The 16629-nt window shown below is 55.6% G+C and carries 12 protein-coding genes and 1 other RNA gene; 1 reads left to right on the top strand and 12 read right to left on the bottom strand.

The genetic code is table 11. From position 1 onward, the window contains the following. Positions 1–7: 7 nt before the first annotated feature. From EDM57_RS17425 to EDM57_RS23420, 7 genes are all read right to left on the bottom strand, one after another. Positions 8–1366 carry an AAA family ATPase gene (locus EDM57_RS17425; RefSeq protein WP_122905961.1) on the bottom strand — a complete coding sequence of 453 codons (1359 nt, stop codon included), beginning with the start codon at positions 1364–1366 and terminating at the stop codon, positions 8–10. Between the two features lie 6 nt (positions 1367–1372). Next, a complete protein-coding gene (locus tag EDM57_RS17420; RefSeq protein ID WP_122905960.1) occupies positions 1373–2128 on the bottom strand; it encodes a tRNA threonylcarbamoyladenosine dehydratase in 756 nt (251 codons plus the stop codon). Positions 2129–2197: 69 nt separating this feature from the next. Further along, positions 2198–2379, bottom strand: a non-coding RNA gene (gene ssrS / locus EDM57_RS17415) — 6S RNA. 49 nt (positions 2380–2428) lie between these two features. Further along, the gene (gene aspS / locus EDM57_RS17410) at positions 2429–4219 is read right to left on the bottom strand and encodes an aspartate--tRNA ligase (protein ID WP_122905959.1); all 1791 of its coding nucleotides are present in this window, start codon (positions 4217–4219) and stop codon (positions 2429–2431) included. A gap of 22 nt (positions 4220–4241) precedes the next feature. Then, positions 4242–5525, bottom strand: coding sequence for a histidine--tRNA ligase (gene hisS / locus EDM57_RS17405; protein ID WP_122905958.1), 1284 nt, complete (start codon positions 5523–5525; stop codon positions 4242–4244). Between the two features lie 483 nt (positions 5526–6008). Next, positions 6009–7532: a coproporphyrinogen III oxidase gene (locus EDM57_RS17395; RefSeq protein ID WP_122905987.1), complete on the bottom strand. Its 1524-nt coding sequence runs from the start codon at positions 7530–7532 to the stop codon at positions 6009–6011. A 95-nt stretch (positions 7533–7627) separates the two neighbouring features. Next, positions 7628–7798 carry a hypothetical protein gene (locus EDM57_RS23420; RefSeq protein ID WP_170163464.1) on the bottom strand — a complete coding sequence of 57 codons (171 nt, stop codon included), beginning with the start codon at positions 7796–7798 and terminating at the stop codon, positions 7628–7630. A gap of 205 nt (positions 7799–8003) precedes the next feature. Here EDM57_RS23420 and EDM57_RS17390 point away from each other — a divergent pair, with 205 nt between their 5' ends. Then, positions 8004–9887 (top strand): N-acetylmuramoyl-L-alanine amidase family protein, encoded by a 1884-nt coding sequence (locus tag EDM57_RS17390; protein WP_246005836.1) that lies wholly within the window; start codon positions 8004–8006, stop codon positions 9885–9887. An 87-nt stretch (positions 9888–9974) separates the two neighbouring features. On the opposite strand, the gene EDM57_RS17385 is transcribed toward EDM57_RS17390, so the two are convergent. The 5 genes from EDM57_RS17385 to recJ all read right to left on the bottom strand — a co-directional run bounded on the left by EDM57_RS17385 (position 9975) and on the right by recJ (position 16409). Continuing rightward, positions 9975–10526, bottom strand: coding sequence for a short-chain dehydrogenase (locus tag EDM57_RS17385; protein WP_122905955.1), 552 nt, complete (start codon positions 10524–10526; stop codon positions 9975–9977). 25 nt (positions 10527–10551) lie between these two features. Further along, complete coding sequence (dtd, locus tag EDM57_RS17380; RefSeq protein ID WP_122905986.1) at positions 10552–10989, bottom strand: D-aminoacyl-tRNA deacylase; 438 nt, start codon at positions 10987–10989, stop codon at positions 10552–10554. 79 nt (positions 10990–11068) lie between these two features. Continuing rightward, entirely contained in the window at positions 11069–13240 is a 2172-nt protein-coding gene (locus EDM57_RS17375) for a RelA/SpoT family protein (RefSeq protein ID WP_122905954.1), read from the bottom strand. Positions 13241–13529: 289 nt separating this feature from the next. After that, positions 13530–14042, bottom strand: a complete 513-nt coding sequence (locus EDM57_RS17370) for an adenine phosphoribosyltransferase (protein WP_122905953.1) — start codon at positions 14040–14042, stop codon at positions 13530–13532. 12 nt (positions 14043–14054) lie between these two features. Next, positions 14055–16409, bottom strand: a complete 2355-nt coding sequence (gene recJ, locus EDM57_RS17365) for a single-stranded-DNA-specific exonuclease RecJ (protein ID WP_122905952.1) — start codon at positions 16407–16409, stop codon at positions 14055–14057. Positions 16410–16629: the final 220 nt, after the last annotated feature.

The raw sequence follows: 16629 nt of genomic DNA, 5'->3' as shown, positions 1-16629 counted from the left end.
CCCCCTGTTATTCGGGGGAGTTTTTCTTCGGCAATCCGCGAGCATCCAGCTTTTTCCGCTCTTCCTGGAAGCGCCGGATATGCCGCTCGTAGCCAAAATCTTTTGGCTGGTAGAACGAATAATTCACACCATCAGGCAGATACTTTTGGGGTACATATCCATACGGGTAGTCGTGCGGGTACAGGTATCCCTGACCGTGTCCCAGCTTGGCTGCGCCCTTGTACGCCGAATCCCGCAAATGGATCGGAACCGGCTTGTGGCCATCCGTGCGAATCCGCTCCAGCGCGGAGTTGATTCCGTTGTAGGCCGCATTGCTTTTCGGCGCTGTCGCCAAATACGTCGTTGCCTGGGCCAGAGGGATTCGTCCTTCCGGCATCCCCACCAATTCTACCGCCTGAAAGCAGGCAACCGCAACCGAGATCGCTTGCGGGTCTGCATTTCCAATGTCTTCGGAAGCCGAAATCACCAGTCGGCGCGAAATAAACCGGGGATCTTCACCCGCATCAATCATCCTCGCCAGCCAATAAAGCGCAGCATCCGGATCGGAGCCGCGAATCGATTTGATAAAAGCCGAAATCGTGTCGTAATGATTGTCGCCGCTTTTGTCGTAGCGAACGGCGCGGCGCTGGATGGACTCTACAGCTACATCCAGCGTCACCGTCACGCCGCCGTCCGGATCAGGAGGCGTCGTCGTCACCGCAAGCTCCAACGCATTCAGCAGCCGTCTGGCGTCTCCTTCCGCATACTGGATCAAGTGCTCGGCGGCTTCCTTCGTCACGGTGACGGCCAGTTCTGCCAATCCGTTTTCCTCATCGGTCAGCGCCCGCTCCATCACCTGCCGCAGTTCGTCATGTGACAGCGCCTGCAAGGCAAACACTTGCGAGCGGGACAGCAAGGCCGGATTGACCTCGAAAAAAGGATTTTCCGTCGTAGCGCCAATCAAAATGATCGTCCCTTCCTCCACGTAGGGAAGAAGCGCGTCCTGCTGGGACTTGTTGAAGCGGTGAATCTCGTCGACGAACAGCGTCGTCCGCTGGTTGTCCATGACGAGCCGCTCTTTGGCTGCATCCACGACTTTGCGGATGTCCGCTACCCCTGCCGTGACTGCGTTCAACTCGGAAAAATGTGTGCGGGTCGTGCGGGCAATCACTTTTGCCAACGTCGTCTTTCCCGTGCCGGGCGGACCGTAAAAAATAAGCGACGATACTTGATCCGCTTCAATCGCCCGACGCAGCAGCTTGCCCGGCGCCAGAATGTGCGATTGGCCGATCACTTCCTGAATCGTCCTGGGCCGCATGCGCGCAGCGAGCGGCTTTTGCTTGCGGCCCCCTTCCTGGTCATAGGCATACGAAAACAGATCGCTCATGCTATCCTATCCTTTTACGGGCTGCCAGTCCAGCAGGTCACGCACGACGACGCTGGCCAGAATCAGGCCCGCTACAGATGGAACAAAAGCGTTGCTTGCAGGAGGCTGCCGCACTTTGCTGATCGGAGAATCCGGGTTGGTCACGATTTTTTCCCGCACATCTGTGCGCACAGTCACCGGAATTTCTTTGGAATACACTACCTTGACACCTTTGTAAATGCCTTTTTTGCGCAGCTCGCGGCGAATCACCTTGGCAATCGGGTCATAGCTTGTCTGGGAAATATCTGCGACCTCAAAACGGGTCGGGTCCATCTTGTTCGCCGCCCCCATGCTGGAGATGATCGGAATGCGGCGGCGCTTCGCCTCCTGGATCAGATGCAGCTTGGCCGACATCGTATCCATGGCGTCCACGATGTAGTCCAGTTCATGGGCAAACAGTTGCTCGGCCGTCTCGTTGTTGTAAAACATGTTGAGCGTCACGACTTCGCATTCCGGATTGATCGCGGCGATCCGCTCTTTCATCAGCTCTGCCTTTTTTTGTCCGATGGTGTTCAAGTTCGCGTGAATCTGCCGGTTGATGTTGGTGATGTCAACCACGTCCTTGTCTACCAGCACGAGCTTGCCGACACCTGTCCGGGCAAGCGCTTCCACTGTAAAAGAACCAACACCGCCCACACCGAGAACGGCGACGCGGCTATTTTTCATTTTTTCCAAACCTTCGGGACCGATGGCCAATTCGCAACGGGAAAATTGATGAAGCATCGTAAGTTTCACCTTTCATTCGCAAGTAAATTCATAGTCAATCGGAAAAGTAGGAATCACAAAGAAAAAAGGAGCCCCAGAATGCCGTGTAGCTCCTTGGTTTTGAACCTGCTAATCGCAGGTGGGTGTCTTGCCCAATTGTTGCAGACGTCCACTCGACGGAGGCATGTCTTTACAATTGCGGACGAAAAACTCCCGAAACAAAATTTGTGGCTCAAAACTTTCGGATGTCACGAACATCGCAGGGCTTGGTAGTAGTATTACCACTGTATCAAACAGCCATGCAGTTGCGCAAGTCGGTTACGCTTCTACCTTTTCTTCTTCTTTTGCCAGTGTGGCGATCGACAGCTCTGTCAGCTGCTTCGGCGCTACCACATCCGGCGCATTGACCATCAGGTCGCTCGCGCTTGCTGTTTTCGGGAACGCGATGACTTCGCGCAGGTTGTTACGGCCAGCCAGCAGCATAATCAGGCGGTCCAGGCCGAGCGCGATTCCGCCGTGCGGAGGCGTGCCGTACTCGAATGCATCGAGCAGGAAGCCGAATTGCTCATGCGCTTCTTCTTTTGTAAAGCCGAGTGCCTTGAACATTTTTTCCTGTACGTCGCGTTTGAAAATCCGCATGGAACCGCCGCCCAGCTCGTAGCCGTTCAACACCATGTCGTATGCTTGCGCACGGATTTGCCCCGGATCGGTGTCGAACAGGTGCAGGTCTTCGTCTTTTGGACGAGTGAACGGATGGTGCAGTGCCACGTAGCGTTTTGCTTCCTCATCCCACTCCAGCAGCGGGAAGTCTACCACCCACAGGAACGCGAACTTGCTGTGGTCGATCAGGCCAAGCTCCGCACCCAGTTTGGAGCGCAGGGCGCCCAAGGCGTCTGCGACGACTTTTGGCTTGTCGGCCACGAACAGGAGCAGGTCGCCCTCTTCTGCTTCGAGACGCTTTTTCAGTTCGTTAATCTCTTCTTCTTTAAAGAACTTGGCAATCGGGCCTTTTACTTCGCCGTCCTTGAAGCCCATGTACGCAAGTCCTTTCGCACCGTAGCGGGCCGCGAATTTTTGCAAGTCATCCGCTTCCTTGCGGGAGTAGTGGCCGCAGCCTTTGGCGTTGATCGCTTTTACCTGTCCGCCGCCAGCGACTACGCTTGCGAAAACTTTGAAGTCGCTTGTCGCAACCAGATCGGATACGTCTGTCAGTTCCATGCCGAAGCGTACGTCCGGTTTGTCAGAGCCGTAGCGAGCCATCGCTTCCGCATAAGTCAGGCGCGGGAATGGAGTCGGAATGTCCACGCCAATCGTTTGCTTGAACACGTGCGCGACCATTTTTTCCATCATCGGCAAAATTTCTTCCATCGACAGGAAGGATGTTTCGATGTCCACCTGGGTAAACTCAGGCTGGCGGTCAGCGCGCAAGTCTTCGTCGCGGAAGCAGCGCACGATCTGGTAGTAGCGCTCCAGACCGGATACCATCAAAAGCTGCTTGAACAGCTGTGGCGATTGCGGCAGCGCGTAGAACTCGCCGGGATGTACGCGGGATGGCACGAGGTAGTCGCGCGCGCCCTCTGGCGTACTCTTGGTCAGCATCGGCGTCTCCACTTCCACGAAGCCGTTCTCGTCCAGGTAGTCGCGGAATGCTTTCGCCGCTTTGCTGCGCAACATCAGGGAGCGTTGCATTTCCGGACGGCGCAGGTCGAGGTAGCGGTATTTCAGGCGAACCTGCTCATCGACGTCGATGTCGTCCTCGATTGGGAACGGAGGCGTTTTGGCATCGTTCAAAATATGGATTTCGGAAATGTGAACCTCGACTTCTCCCGTTTTCAACTTCGGATTGACCGCTTCCGGCGCACGTTTTACAACGCTGCCTTTTACCACCAGAACGTACTCGCTGCGCACTTTGTCAGCGGCTTCCCACGCTGGCTTGTTGTGCTCCGGATTGAAGACGATTTGCACGATTCCGGTGCGGTCGCGGAAGTCGATGAAAATGACTCCGCCAAGGTCACGGCGCTTTTGCACCCAGCCGTTCAGTACGATTTCCTGTCCTACGTGTTCGGTTGTCACTTCACCGCAATGTACGGTGCGATATTGCCAAGACATGTTGATTTCCTCCACTTTTGGTTTATTCGTTTGCTTGTTGCACTTTTGCAGCCAGAACAGAGACGAATTCGTCCTGCTTGATCTCCTGCTGTTCGCCTGTTGCCATTTCCTTCAGCACGACTGTGCCGTTGGCCAGCTCGGACTCCCCGATGATCGCGGTGAAACGGGCAGACAGCCGATCCGCCTGCTTCAGTTGCGCTTTCATTTTCCGGTCGAGGTAGTCCAGCTCAGCAGACACGCCCGCCTGACGCAGTTGGTCGACGAGAATAAACGCGCCTTTTTTCGCTTCCGGCGTCTGCACGGCGACGAAGCAATCGATTCCGCCTGTAATCGGCAACTGTACGCCCTGCTTTTCCAGCGCAAGCAGCAAGCGCTCGATGCTGAGCGCAAAGCCGATTCCCGGCATGTCGTCGCCGCCCAGCTCTGCGACCAGGCCGTTGTAGCGACCGCCGCCGCAAAGCGTTTCCACCGCGCCAATCTCCGCCATCTTGATTTCAAAAGCGGTCAGTGTGTAGTAATCCAGTCCGCGAACCAGACGCGGGTTGACATGGTACGGAATGTCGAGCGCAGTCAGATATTCTTTCACCGCCTCAAAGTGGGCCGCCGACTCTTCGCTCAAGTAATCCAGAATGGATGGAGCGTCTTTCGTCAATGTCTTGCATTTTTCGTTTTTGCAATCGAGTACGCGCAGCGGATTGCGGTCCATCCGGGACTGGCAATCTGCACACAGCTCGGAGCGCACGCCGTTCAGATGCGCCAGCAGATGCTCGCGGTGGCGCGCCCGGTCTTCTACCGTCCCGACGCTGTTCAGCTCGACGGACAGCCCTGTCAGTCCCAGCTCCTGGTACAGCCGGATGGCAAGCCCGATCACTTCGGCATCAATCGCCGGATCGCTCGAACCGATTGCTTCTGCCCCGAATTGCACGAATTGGCGGTAGCGACCCGCCTGCGGACGCTCGTGCCGGAACATTGGCCCGAGGTAGTACAGCTTGGTGGGTTGATTTGGCGAACCGTACAGCTTGTTTTCCACATAGGAACGAACGACGCCCGCCGTCCCTTCCGGACGCAGCGTGAGCGCATCGTTGCTGCGCGGGTTGGCCACGCTGTACATTTCTTTTTCCACGATGTCCGTCGTCTCGCCTACACCCCGCTGGAACAGCTCCGTGCTCTCGAACAGCGGCGTGCGAATTTCCGCGTAGTTAAAGCGGCGGCACAGCTCGCGGGCTTTTGCCTCCACGTAGTGCCACAGCTCTACGGTACCGGGCATAATATCCTGCGTACCGCGGGGAATCTGGATTCTCGTCATTCCTCTCGAACCTCCATGTCTTTTGAAAAACTTGGGCTACGCCAAACCTCCAGGATGAGACAACTTTTTTTGCTGACAAATAAAAAAGTCCCTCGCCTCCTGACATTCGGCAATTCGCCACATGTCAGGGGCGAGAGACTGGTTATACTCCCGTGGTGCCACCCTGTTTGAACAGCCTTATGGAAAAAGGCTATCCCACTTGTTAGCCGTTAACGCCGGCGCACGCCTGCCAGTTACTGAAGAATCGAGGCCAATACCTCGCCTGTTCACTGCGGTCTTCGGGGATGTCATTCACCAAGTCGTGATACGAAAGCACTCTCAGCCACGGCGCTTCCTCTCTGGTTATCCGTTTCGTTGGGTACTTGTTCCCGTCATCAGATCTTGTTTTATCCAAAAGCTTAATGTGAATCATAGCAAACCAGCCAGCAGGCGTCAACAGGCTCTCCGTAAAACTTTTTTTGCTAATGGGATCGGCAAAAGCGCCTATGCGTGCGCCTTTTTTTCTGCGTCAGTCGCCCCTGTGTAAATTTCGTCCAGCTCACGCAGCTTGTTTTCCACCAGCGTCCTGTACGTTTCGTTGTACGTTTTCGGGTCTTTCGGATTGGGAAAACGCTTCAGCTTGCCGCTGCCCGGCGCCATCAGCTTGGAGACGGCACCGCAGCCAAGACCGAGAATCGTCTGCACCTCTTCCATAATCATGATGTTGTAGATGCTTTCCTGCCCCGGCTTGGCGTAACCGACATTCTCCAGGTTACCCAAAATGTTTTTTTGCCGATACAAATAATACGGGTTGTAGCCGTTTGCCGCTGTCCAGGCGGAAGCCATTTCCATCATCCTGCTGATCTCGTCGCGGCTGGCTACCTTGTAGCGCTCCTTGTTCTGGGTCATCTCGGAAGCCCTTTTAAAAGACAAGGTGTGTACAGTCAAAGAGGCGGGCATCAGCTTCTCCACTTGTTCGAGGCTGTGTGTCAGCTCGGCCACACCTTCGTTGGGCAGCCCGATAATCAGGTCCATGTTGATATTGGTCAGGCCCATTTCCATGGCGAGATGGTACTTTTCAATCGTCTCCTCGACGGTGTGGTGACGGCCGATTGCGCGAAGCGTCTCCTGGGTGAACGACTGGGGATTGATGCTGATCCGGTCCACCTTCCAGCGCTTCATGACAGCGAGCTTTTCCGCCGTAATCGTATCCGGCCTGCCTGCTTCAACCGTCAGCTCGCGCACCCCGTCCATATGCGGAAAGCTGCGGTGCATCGTCTCAAACAGCTGGTTCATGTCCTCCGCCGTAATGCTCGTCGGTGTGCCGCCCCCGAAGTAGATGGAGGTGATGCGCTGGTTGTTTCTCGTCAGCCACTCGCCCATTTTCTCGATCTCGTAGTGCAGCCCTTCAAGAAACGGGTTGACCGAAGCGGTATGGCTGCGGATCGCATAGGCTGGGAACGTACAGTACGCGCATTTCGTCGGACAAAAAGGTATGCCGATGTACACGGACAGCTCCCGGTCGATCTCGTACAAGTCGGGCACAACCTGCAGCTGCTTGTCTACGATCTCTTGCAAAAGCTTCAGCTTGTACGGACGCAAAATGACCTCCTGCTGCAGCTTCCGGTGCGCTTCCTCGCGTCCGACACCTGCAGCGTTCAGTTGGTGCAACAGTTTCGTCGGGCGAATCCCCGTCAGGATGCCCCAGCCTTGCTCGATTCCGGTATACTCTTCCAGCATCAGCAGCAAGGCATAGCAGAGGGCTTGCTTGGCCGTTCTGCGCTTCGCTTTTTCATCGTGCGAGACGTATTTGCGTTTGACTTGGTGAGCGAGCTGTCTGCCCCCGGCAACAAGCTCGCCCGAAGCCACCACGCCCTCGTCCTGTACCGTCAGTGCCAGCTTGATTCGCATATCGGCCTCACCTTCCCACTGAGAGACAAAGGCGAGCGCGGGATCTTCGTAAAACAAGGCGAGAATCAGGGATAGCTCGCGTTCAAACGCGTGTCCCTCGCACTTTATTTGAATCATGGTTCGTTCACCTGCTTTTTTAAAATGCCACTCCTCATCATAGCTGACGGAGTTCCCCCCGGTCAACAAAAGCAAGGGAGCGGCACTGCAGGCGATTACTTCCTTTTTTGGCGCAACTGCTGCATATCGCGCGTGCCGACCAAAAAATCTTGGGACATTTCTACATTTTGCCGTGACGATTCTTTGGCCAAATCGTCATGAAAGTCGACGGAAAAAAATTGCCGATTCAAGCCTTGCGCAAATGTTTCCTTAGTGGACTGTCTCACAATCTACTCCTCCTGCGTGCTGCATGCAATGGTTCTCTTCCGTACTAGTATGGCCCATTGCGAGACCGTGCAGTCGGGGGAAGGACTTGCAAAGCTTTGTCGCTTTTTGCAGGAAAAAGCCGAAGCAGGCGCGAAGTGATTTTGTTGGCAAAAACATGAAAGAAGCGTTCCGTTACAACTCTAGCATTTCAATGAATGGGAAAGGATGTCTACCGTGTCTTTACGTCAAAAAATCGGGAGGTCGCTTTTGACGATCATCTGCGCCCTCTCTCTTCCCGTCTCGACAGCATGGGCTGCCGGGTCTGTTCAGGTCACTGTGGACAAGCTCAATGTCCGCTCCGGTCCGAGCCTACAGGACACTATCGTGACCACGCTGCCGAACAAGACGATACTGCCTGTCATCTCCACCAAAAACGACTGGGTGCAGGTCAAGCTGCCCAATGGACAAAGCGGCTGGGTGGCAGGCTGGCTCGTCTCGGCACAGCAGCAGCCAGCGCCCGCTGCGAAAGGCACTGTGGAGAGCACGACGACCAATCTCAACGTGCGCTCCGGTCCCGGCCAGACTCACCCGGTTATCCAGACGATCAATCCGGGAACGCGTTACCCGATCGTGCAAAAAAGCGGCGACTGGATCATGATCCAGCTCGGCGGTGGCAAAACAGGCTGGGTCGCAGGCTGGCTCGTCAAAGACAGCACGTCTGCCTCGACAGGCTCCACGCCAAGCGCTGGCTCCACCCAAGCGCAGCCAACCGGACCGACAGGCGGCAATCCGCCGGGCACTGCTGGAAGCGCTACAGCACCAGCAAAGCCGCCAGCCGTTCAGGGAGCCAGTCTGACACTCGATTTTGCTCCCTATGTGTACCCCACGCCGGATGCCAGCACACCTGCAATCGGGCAGTTGCACGCCGGCGAGACGATTACGGTGCTCTCGCAGCAAAACGGCTGGATTCAGTTCCCCTACGACGGGGTGAACGCCTGGATTTCCACGAACAGCAACACAACTGCCCAAGACACCACCACGGCGCCAAGCACCGATACAGGTGGTGCAGGCAATACGAGCACGCCAGCTCTGCCAAGCACGCCTGCCACACCTGCTGAGCAGACGGCGACGGTGCAAACAGACGGGCTGAATTTGCGCAGCCAGCCCAACACGTCCAGCGCCATCCTCACCACGCTGCCCCTCGGCAGCAAGCTGAAGGTACTGGAAAAGCAAGGCGATTGGTACCGCGTGCAAACCTCTGCCGGAAAAACGGGCTGGGTCGCAGGCTGGCTCGTCGCCGTCTCGGGAGCGAACACGCCTACGCCAAGCGGGCCATACGTCACGATCATCAATGCCAATACAAATGTCCGCTCTGGTCCCGGCACCGAACACAGCGTACTGCGGCAAGTGCAGACTGGCGAGAAATACAGCATCGTGAACAGAGAGGGCGACTGGTTCCAAGTAACGCTCAGCGATGGCACAACAGGCTATGTAGCCGGCTGGCTCGTTGCGGCGAACGGAGTGCCTGCTGTCATTCACAGCCAGGCCATCGCAAACAAGCTGATCGTCGTCGATCCCGGACACGGAGGAAACGACAACGGCGCGACCGGCTCCAGCTTTTCCACTCTGGAAAAAACCGTAAACCTGCAAGTCGCCCTGCTTTTGCGCAACAAGCTGGAAGCAGCCGGAGCGAAAGTCATCATGACGCGGGCAGACGACCGCAAGCTCACCTTGCAGCAGCGTGTGGACATCGCCGTGCAAAACAAAGCCGACATTTTTGTCAGCATTCACCACAATACGCATCCAAACTCGGCGACGAACGGCTCCATCGTCTTCTACTACCACCAGGGCAATTCCAGCAAGCTCGCATCCCTGGTGCAAAACGAGCTGGTCAAGGCGACGAACTACAAAGACTTGCAGTCCCGCTTCGGCGACTACTTCGTCCTGCGGGAAAATTCCGTTCCCTCCATCCTGGCGGAAATCGGCTTCCTCTCGAACTACAACGACGAGATTCGCGTCCGCTCGGAGAAGCAGCAGGATCTGGCGGCAGAGGGCCTGTTCAAAGGGATTGTCCAATATTTCAGCTCGTTGAACCCGCAAGGTGGTTGAGCCCTGGGGAGTCGCACTTCACGTAACACAAAAAAACGGTTGCCTCGGCAGCCGTTTTTTCTTTGTATCTTGCACCTGTTCGCATGTTCAGTAGGTCGGACGCATCTCCCACGGCTCGACCTGGCCGATGATCGCCTGCGCTGCTTCTTGCCGGATGGCCCGGATGACGCCATCGGCAATTTCCCTGTTGGTCAGCCAGCGCGCCTCTTCCCCTTCGCACACGAAACCGAGAATGACACGATGGTACGTGCACGTTTTCGGCACATGGACAACCGGAGGATTTTTCCAGGCGCTGCTGCCGCAGACGTGGTACAACCGAAACGGCTGATTGGGGCGGGACAGTTCTGCCAAGACGGTCGCAAGCGCATCTGGCGCCGTTTGGTGAATCCAGGCCACGACCAGTTCCACCGCCCCCCGGCTCGCGACAAGCTCTGCCATGGCGGTGCGCAGCGACTCCGTCTGCCCGTAATCGAGCGCAAGCAGATGAACAGAGTCGGGATTCATAGCCCCATCCCTTACCTGTTCGAGCTTTTGACGATTCCGTCCCACTATCGTTACTTGCCAGCCTTCGTTTGCGAGCCAGCGGGACACCTCTGCAAGCATCCCGCTCGCCCCGATTACCAATGCTTCCCGTGCCATTTGACCGCCTCCCGCGTCGTTTCTGCTACGCTTCCACAATCAAGGTGACAGGCCCGTCGTTGAGCAGACGCACGTCCATCATCGCGCCAAAACGCCCCGTCTCCACGACCAGACCTTTTTCCCGCAGCTTCGCATTGAACAGCTCGTACAGCGGTTCCGCCTGCTCCGGACGAGCGGCGGCCATGAAGTTTGGCCGTCTGCCCTTCCGACAGTCCCCGTACAGCGTAAACTGGGACACGGACAAGATCTGACCGCCCGTATCCAGCACAGAGTAGTTCATTTTTCCTTCCTCGTCTTCAAAAATTCGCAGGTTGGCGATTTTGTCCGCGACGAACTCCACCTCTTTTTCGCTGTCCTCGTGGGTGATGCCTACCAACAGCAAAAGCCCGTGCTCGATTTGCCCCACCACCTCGCCGGCAACGGTCACACTCGCTTCCTTCGTTCTTTGCACAACTACTCTCACGTCGATCCATTCCTTTCGTTTTATGTCATGCTGTTTGCCGCCATTTGCCCACAAACAAGAACACCCGACCCACGAAGGATCAGGTGCTCAAAATGCGGCGAACCGAATAAATATCTTTAATGCGCTTGATTCGTTCCACAACCTTCAACAGATGATCCACATTGCTGATCGAGATGGTCATATGAATCGTAGCCACCCGGTTTTTATCTGCTTTGCCGCTGACGGCAGCAATATTCGTCTTCGTCTCGGCCACCACTTGCAGTACGTCGTTCAACAGGCCGCTGCGGTCGTGACCTGTGATCTCGATTTCCACGTTGAAGTTGTGCTTCTGGTCCGTATCCCATTCGACGTCGATCAAACGCTCCGAGCACTCGTCCGTCAGCACATTCGGACAGTCCTTCCTGTGCACAGACACCCCGCGTCCTCTGGTAATAAAGCCGATGATCTGGTCGCCTGGAACCGGCGTACAGCAGCGTGAGATGCGCACCAGCAGGTTTTCTACGCCGCGTACCTTGACGCCGGATTCGCTTTTTTGCGAACGCTGTCCCGGATTTTGCTTGACTTCCGGGATGACGGGGTTTTGCTCTTCCCGCTCGCGGCGGAGCTTGTCGACGAGCCTGGTGGCAATCTGCGAGGCGGTAATGCCGCCGTAGCCGACTGCCGCAAACATGTCCTCCGCCCCCTGAAAATTAAACCGTGCTGCCGCTTCTTTCAGGTTCGCCTCCGTCATCGCTTCCTTCACGTCAAAGTTGCGCGCCTTGATCTCAGCCTCGACCATTTGCTGGCCTTTGGCGACGTTTTCTTCCCGCTTTTCCTTTTTGAACCATTGCTTGATCTTGTTGCGTGCATGAGCGGACTTGGCTATTTTCAGCCAGTCCTGGCTCGGCCCGTACGAATGCTTGGAGGTGAGAATCTCGACAATATCGCCCGTTTTCATGGCGTAGTCCAGCGGGACGATCTTGCCGTTTACTTTCGCCCCAATCGTCCGGTTTCCAACCGCCGAGTGAATGCGATAGGAAAAGTCGAGCGGTACGGAGCCTTTTGGCAGTTCCACGACATCGCCTTTTGGCGTAAAGACAAAGACCGTATCCGAAAACAAATCCTGCTTGAGGCTTTCCATAAACTCCTGCGCATTGGGCGCTTCCTTGGACCCGCCTTCGATCATCTCGCGCAGACTGCCCAGCTTCTCGGCAAACGATCCTTGCACGACACTTTTGCCTTCCTTGTACGCCCAGTGCGCCGCGATCCCGATCTCTGCCGTCTGGTGCATCTCCCATGTGCGAATTTGCACTTCCAGTGGTTCGCCTTTTGGCCCGATTACTGTCGTGTGCAGCGATTGGTACATGTTCGTCTTGGGCATCGCGATATAGTCCTTGAAGCGGCCAGGCATCGGCTTCCACAAGGTGTGGACGATGCCCAGTACCGCGTAGCAATCGCGAATGTCGTTCACGATGATGCGCAGCGCCAGCAAGTCGTAAATCTCGTTGAACTGCTTGTTTTGCTTGGTCATCTTTTTAAAGATGCTGTAAATGTGCTTCGGACGTCCCGATATTTCCGCCTCGATGTTCAGCTCGCCCAGCTTCTCCCGGATCATGTCCGCTGCTTCGTTCAGGTAAGCCTCGCGCTCTACGCGCTTCTTCTGCATCAGGTTGACGATCCGGTAATACTGCTGCGGGTTCAGATAGCGCAGCGCGGTGTCCTCCAGCTCCCATTTGACCGAGGCAATCCCCAGGCGATGGGCAAGCGGAGCGAAAATTTCCAGCGTCTCATCGGAAATTTCCCGTTGCTTTTCTTCGGACATGTGCCGCAGTGTCCGCATGTTGTGCAGTCGGTCTGCCAGCTTAATCATGATGACGCGAATGTCCTGGGCCATGGCGACCAGCATCTTGCGGTGATTTTCGGCAAGCTGCTCTTCCTTGGACTTGTACTTGATTTTTTCCAGCTTGGTTACCCCATCTACCAGCAGAGCCACATCAGGCCCGAACTGTTCCCGTAGATCGTCAAGCGTAACGTCGGTGTCTTCCACCACATCATGCAAAAATCCGGCCGCAATCGTCACGGCGTCCATGTGCAGGTTTGCGAGAATCCCTGCCACGGCAATCGGGTGCATGATGTACGGGACGCCTGATTTTCTGACCTGCCCCTCATGAGCTTTTTCGGCCAGCTTATAGGCGCGAGTAATCAGCTCCAGATCCGATTGTGATAAATAGGTGCTTGCTTTTTTTACTACCTCATCAATGCCGGTAATCATAGTTCCCTTCCCTTATCCTCTCATTGGAAAACCTGGCTTTGCCAAGCCTTATGTCACAGGCGAAGGCTGCGTTGCGTATAAAAAAAAGCCTTAAAGGTTGAAGTTCTTGCGAAGAAGCAGGCTTGAATAATCGATCGTTTGTCTGGATGAAAAAAGAACCTCATCTCTATTGCATACTATTATCTTTTATGTCGTTCGTATTGTAAAGCTGTTTCCCCTGTAAAGTATGAACAGTGCGCGGAAAAAAGAAAAAAACGGGCGTATGACCCGTTTTTCGTTGATGGTTCAATTAATACTGCACCAAAGATTTGATCGGAACATCGCCGATTTTTTTACGGCCTTCCAGGTAGGACAGCTCGATGAAGAAAGCGGCGCCGACCACTTTTCCGCCCAGCTTTTCAATCAGGTTGATCGTCGTTTCAATCGTTCCCCCGGTTGCCAAGAGATCGTCTGCGATCAGAACGCGCTGTCCAGGGGTAACTGCATCCACGTGTACAGCGAGTGCGTCTTTGCCGTACTCAAGATCGTAGTCCGCCTTGATCGATTCGTAAGGAAGCTTGCCGGACTTGCGGACTGGCACGAAACCGATCCCGAGCTCGTAAGACAAAGGAGCCCCCACAACAAATCCGCGTGCTTCCGGACCCGCGATGACATCTGCCTGCACTTCGCGGGCGAACTCAGCGAGCTCCTGAATCGCCGCGCGGTAGGCAGCGCCGTCTTTCAAAAGCGTCGTAATATCCTTGAAGCGAATCCCCGGTTGCGGAAAGTCCGGAATGACGCGAATGTATTGTTTGTAATCCATGAAAAATTCCTCCTATACGGTGACAGGTGTCACCAACTGATGAAACGTTTGAATCAATGATTCCGAAGAGGAAAGCAGCAAGTCCGTAGCAAGCTGCGCCTCTTCCTTCCACTCTGAATATAGAACCGAGCTTTCCAGCGGCCTTTTTTCCGCCACCTCTTGCAATCGGTACTGTTCTGCATCCTCGCTTACAAACTGCAGCTCGACAAAAATCGCGAGCATCCCGTCCAGCAAGCTCCTTTTCCATTGCAGCTTGCGGGCCAGCGCATCGAGGTGAATGCGCTTTACGGTCGGCACCTGTACAAAAAACTGGTACAGCTGCTTGAAGTGCTCCCGGCTTGGACAGGAAAGCCGCTCCATCCCCAGATCCGGGTCGCCGAACAGGCAGTAAATGCGCTCGGCCTGCTGCAGCAACGCGCTGATCGCATGCAAATCCGCGCGGCGTTTTGGCAAATCGTAGAGGATGATTGTCTGCCTGGGTCCCTCGTGTTCAGGCTTTACGGATGACGCGAGCAACACCATGGAAGATCGCTGCGCTTCCGCCGCCTTTTGCACCAGCAACTCATAGCTTTCCCTGCGAAACACGACCGTCGTCGTCACTGATTCAGTTACAAGCTGCTGCCATTTCTCTACTTTATCACGACTGCCCCGCCAATCAAAAACTTGCTGGTGATTGACCGACAAGTCGCGGATGGTCAACTGTGGCTTGCGGTTGCCATTCCATTCATTTACCGACAGCTCTCCCAGCACATGAAAGCGCGCTTTTGGGGTCACTTGTTTCGTCACGTGCGCCCAGTTGAAGCCGATGGCATCCAACGATTGGCCAGACTTGACGAGTGTGCATTTCAAATGATTGTCATCACGCCCGATCGCGCGCATCCCCTCTGTTTCCACTTCCTCCAGCAAGACGAGTGGAGTCGGGTTGCCCATTCCGTACGGAGCGAGCCGTTCCAGCTGCTCCGCGGCTTCCAGGCTGATCTCGTCCATGCTCATTGCCACATCGACCTTGGTCAGCGGGATAAAGTCTTCTGCCGTCAGCCATTCGCCTGCCAGCTCGTTCAGTCTGTTGCGCAACAGATCGAGATTTTCCACGGGCAGGGTCATTCCTGCCGCCATGGTGTGCCCGCCATAATGCGGGAGCCATTCCTTGCACGCCGTCAGGGCCTCGTACATGTCAAAGCCGGCGATGCTCCGCGCCGAGCCTTTGGCCGTGCCTTTTTCCGGGTCGATGCCGAGCACGATGGTCGGACGGTAAAACAGCTCGACCAGCCGAGACGCCACAATTCCCACAACGCCGACGTTCCAGCCTTCCCTGGCCAGCACGAGGACGTTGTTCTTTTCCGGTGGGTACAGCTCTCTGACCATCTGTACGGCTTCTTCCGTGATCTGCGCCACCAGCTCCTGGCGATCGCGATTCAAATCGTCCAGCGCCTGCGCACACTGCTCGGCCTCGTCCTGATCCTCGGTCGTCAGCAGCTTGACAGCGGCCTCTGCCGTCTCCAGTCGTCCGCTCGCATTCAGCCGCGGTCCAAGAGCAAAGCCGACATGTCCTGCCGACAGCTCGCTGTCAGCCAGCCCGCACACGCGAATAAGCGCTTGCAAACCGATATTGCGCGTCTGGTTCAACCGTTTCAGTCCCACCCTGGCGAGAATCCGGTTTTCATCCACCAGTGGCACCAGATCGGCGATCGTCCCGAGTGCAGCCAGGTCAGCCAAATGCAAAGGAGGCTCCTTTAGCAAAGCATGCCCCAGCTTGAAGGCGACCCCGACTCCCGCGAGCATGTCAAACGGGTACGGACAGCCCGGCTTTTTCGGGTTAATCACAGCAAATGCCTCCGGGATGACTGCCGGAGGTTCGTGGTGGTCGGTTACAATGACGTCAAGCCCCAGCTGTGACGCATACGCTACCTGCTCTACTGCACTGATCCCCGTGTCTACGGTAATAATCAGTTTGTAACCGCTTTTATGCAAATGCGCCAAAGCTTCTTTATGTAACCCGTACCCTTCGGTAAAACGGTTGGGAATGTAGTAGTCAAAAACAGCGCCCAGTTGGCGCAGCAGATGTACCATTAACGATGTCGAACTGACCCCGTCCGCGTCATAGTCGCCGTAAATGCAGATCGGCTCTTGCCTCTCTATCGCTTGTTGAATGCGATGCACGCTCTGTTCCATTCCATCCAGCAAAAAAGGGTCATGAAACAATTCCGGGCCAGCTTGCAAAAAATCACGGGCCTTCTGCGCTGTGTCGATGCCGCGAATGACAAGCAGCTTGGACACGAGCGGAGTTAGCTGGCACTCCTCAGCTATCGCGGCCGCAATCTGTTCATCGTAGGTGGCCAGTTTCCAGCGTGTTTTCGCTTTCAGCATAGGCTCTCCTCCAATCCTCATTCATTATAGTGGATGGAGCGACAGACTGACAACTGCATAAACATGGCGGTTGCGAGCTAGAACCGAAAATACCGCAAGCTGGGCCACCAAGCTGGGCTTTGGCCAGCCGATCATCGGCCATCGTTCTTCTCCTGCACGATCCGCGCCCTTTTTCGCAAACAACGTTTGGACGAACAAGCGTAGAAAACCGCAGGGGGAA

This window comes from Brevibacillus gelatini, assembly GCF_003710935.1.
Classification (GTDB): Bacteria; Bacillota; Bacilli; order Brevibacillales; family Brevibacillaceae; genus Brevibacillus; species Brevibacillus gelatini.
Note: the sequence above shows the minus strand (reverse complement) of the source record. Positions and strands in the feature narration are given on the sequence as shown.

Excerpts from the sequence above, each read along its gene's own strand:
- EDM57_RS17425 (WP_122905961.1), bottom strand. The coding sequence starts at position 1,366 with ATGAGCGATCTGTTTTCGTATGCCTATGACCAGGAAGGGGGCCGCAAG.
- EDM57_RS17420 (WP_122905960.1), bottom strand. The coding sequence starts at position 2,128 with ATGCTTCATCAATTTTCCCGTTGCGAATTGGCCATCGGTCCCGAAGGT.
- aspS (WP_122905959.1), bottom strand. The coding sequence starts at position 4,219 with ATGTCTTGGCAATATCGCACCGTACATTGCGGTGAAGTGACAACCGAA.
- hisS (WP_122905958.1), bottom strand. The coding sequence starts at position 5,525 with ATGACGAGAATCCAGATTCCCCGCGGTACGCAGGATATTATGCCCGGT.
- EDM57_RS17395 (WP_122905987.1), bottom strand. The coding sequence starts at position 7,532 with ATGATTCAAATAAAGTGCGAGGGACACGCGTTTGAACGCGAGCTATCC.
- EDM57_RS17390 (WP_246005836.1), top strand. The coding sequence starts at position 8,004 with ATGTCTACCGTGTCTTTACGTCAAAAAATCGGGAGGTCGCTTTTGACG.
- EDM57_RS17385 (WP_122905955.1), bottom strand. The coding sequence starts at position 10,526 with ATGGCACGGGAAGCATTGGTAATCGGGGCGAGCGGGATGCTTGCAGAG.
- EDM57_RS17375 (WP_122905954.1), bottom strand. The coding sequence starts at position 13,240 with ATGATTACCGGCATTGATGAGGTAGTAAAAAAAGCAAGCACCTATTTA.
- EDM57_RS17370 (WP_122905953.1), bottom strand. The coding sequence starts at position 14,042 with ATGGATTACAAACAATACATTCGCGTCATTCCGGACTTTCCGCAACCG.
- recJ (WP_122905952.1), bottom strand. The coding sequence starts at position 16,409 with ATGCTGAAAGCGAAAACACGCTGGAAACTGGCCACCTACGATGAACAG.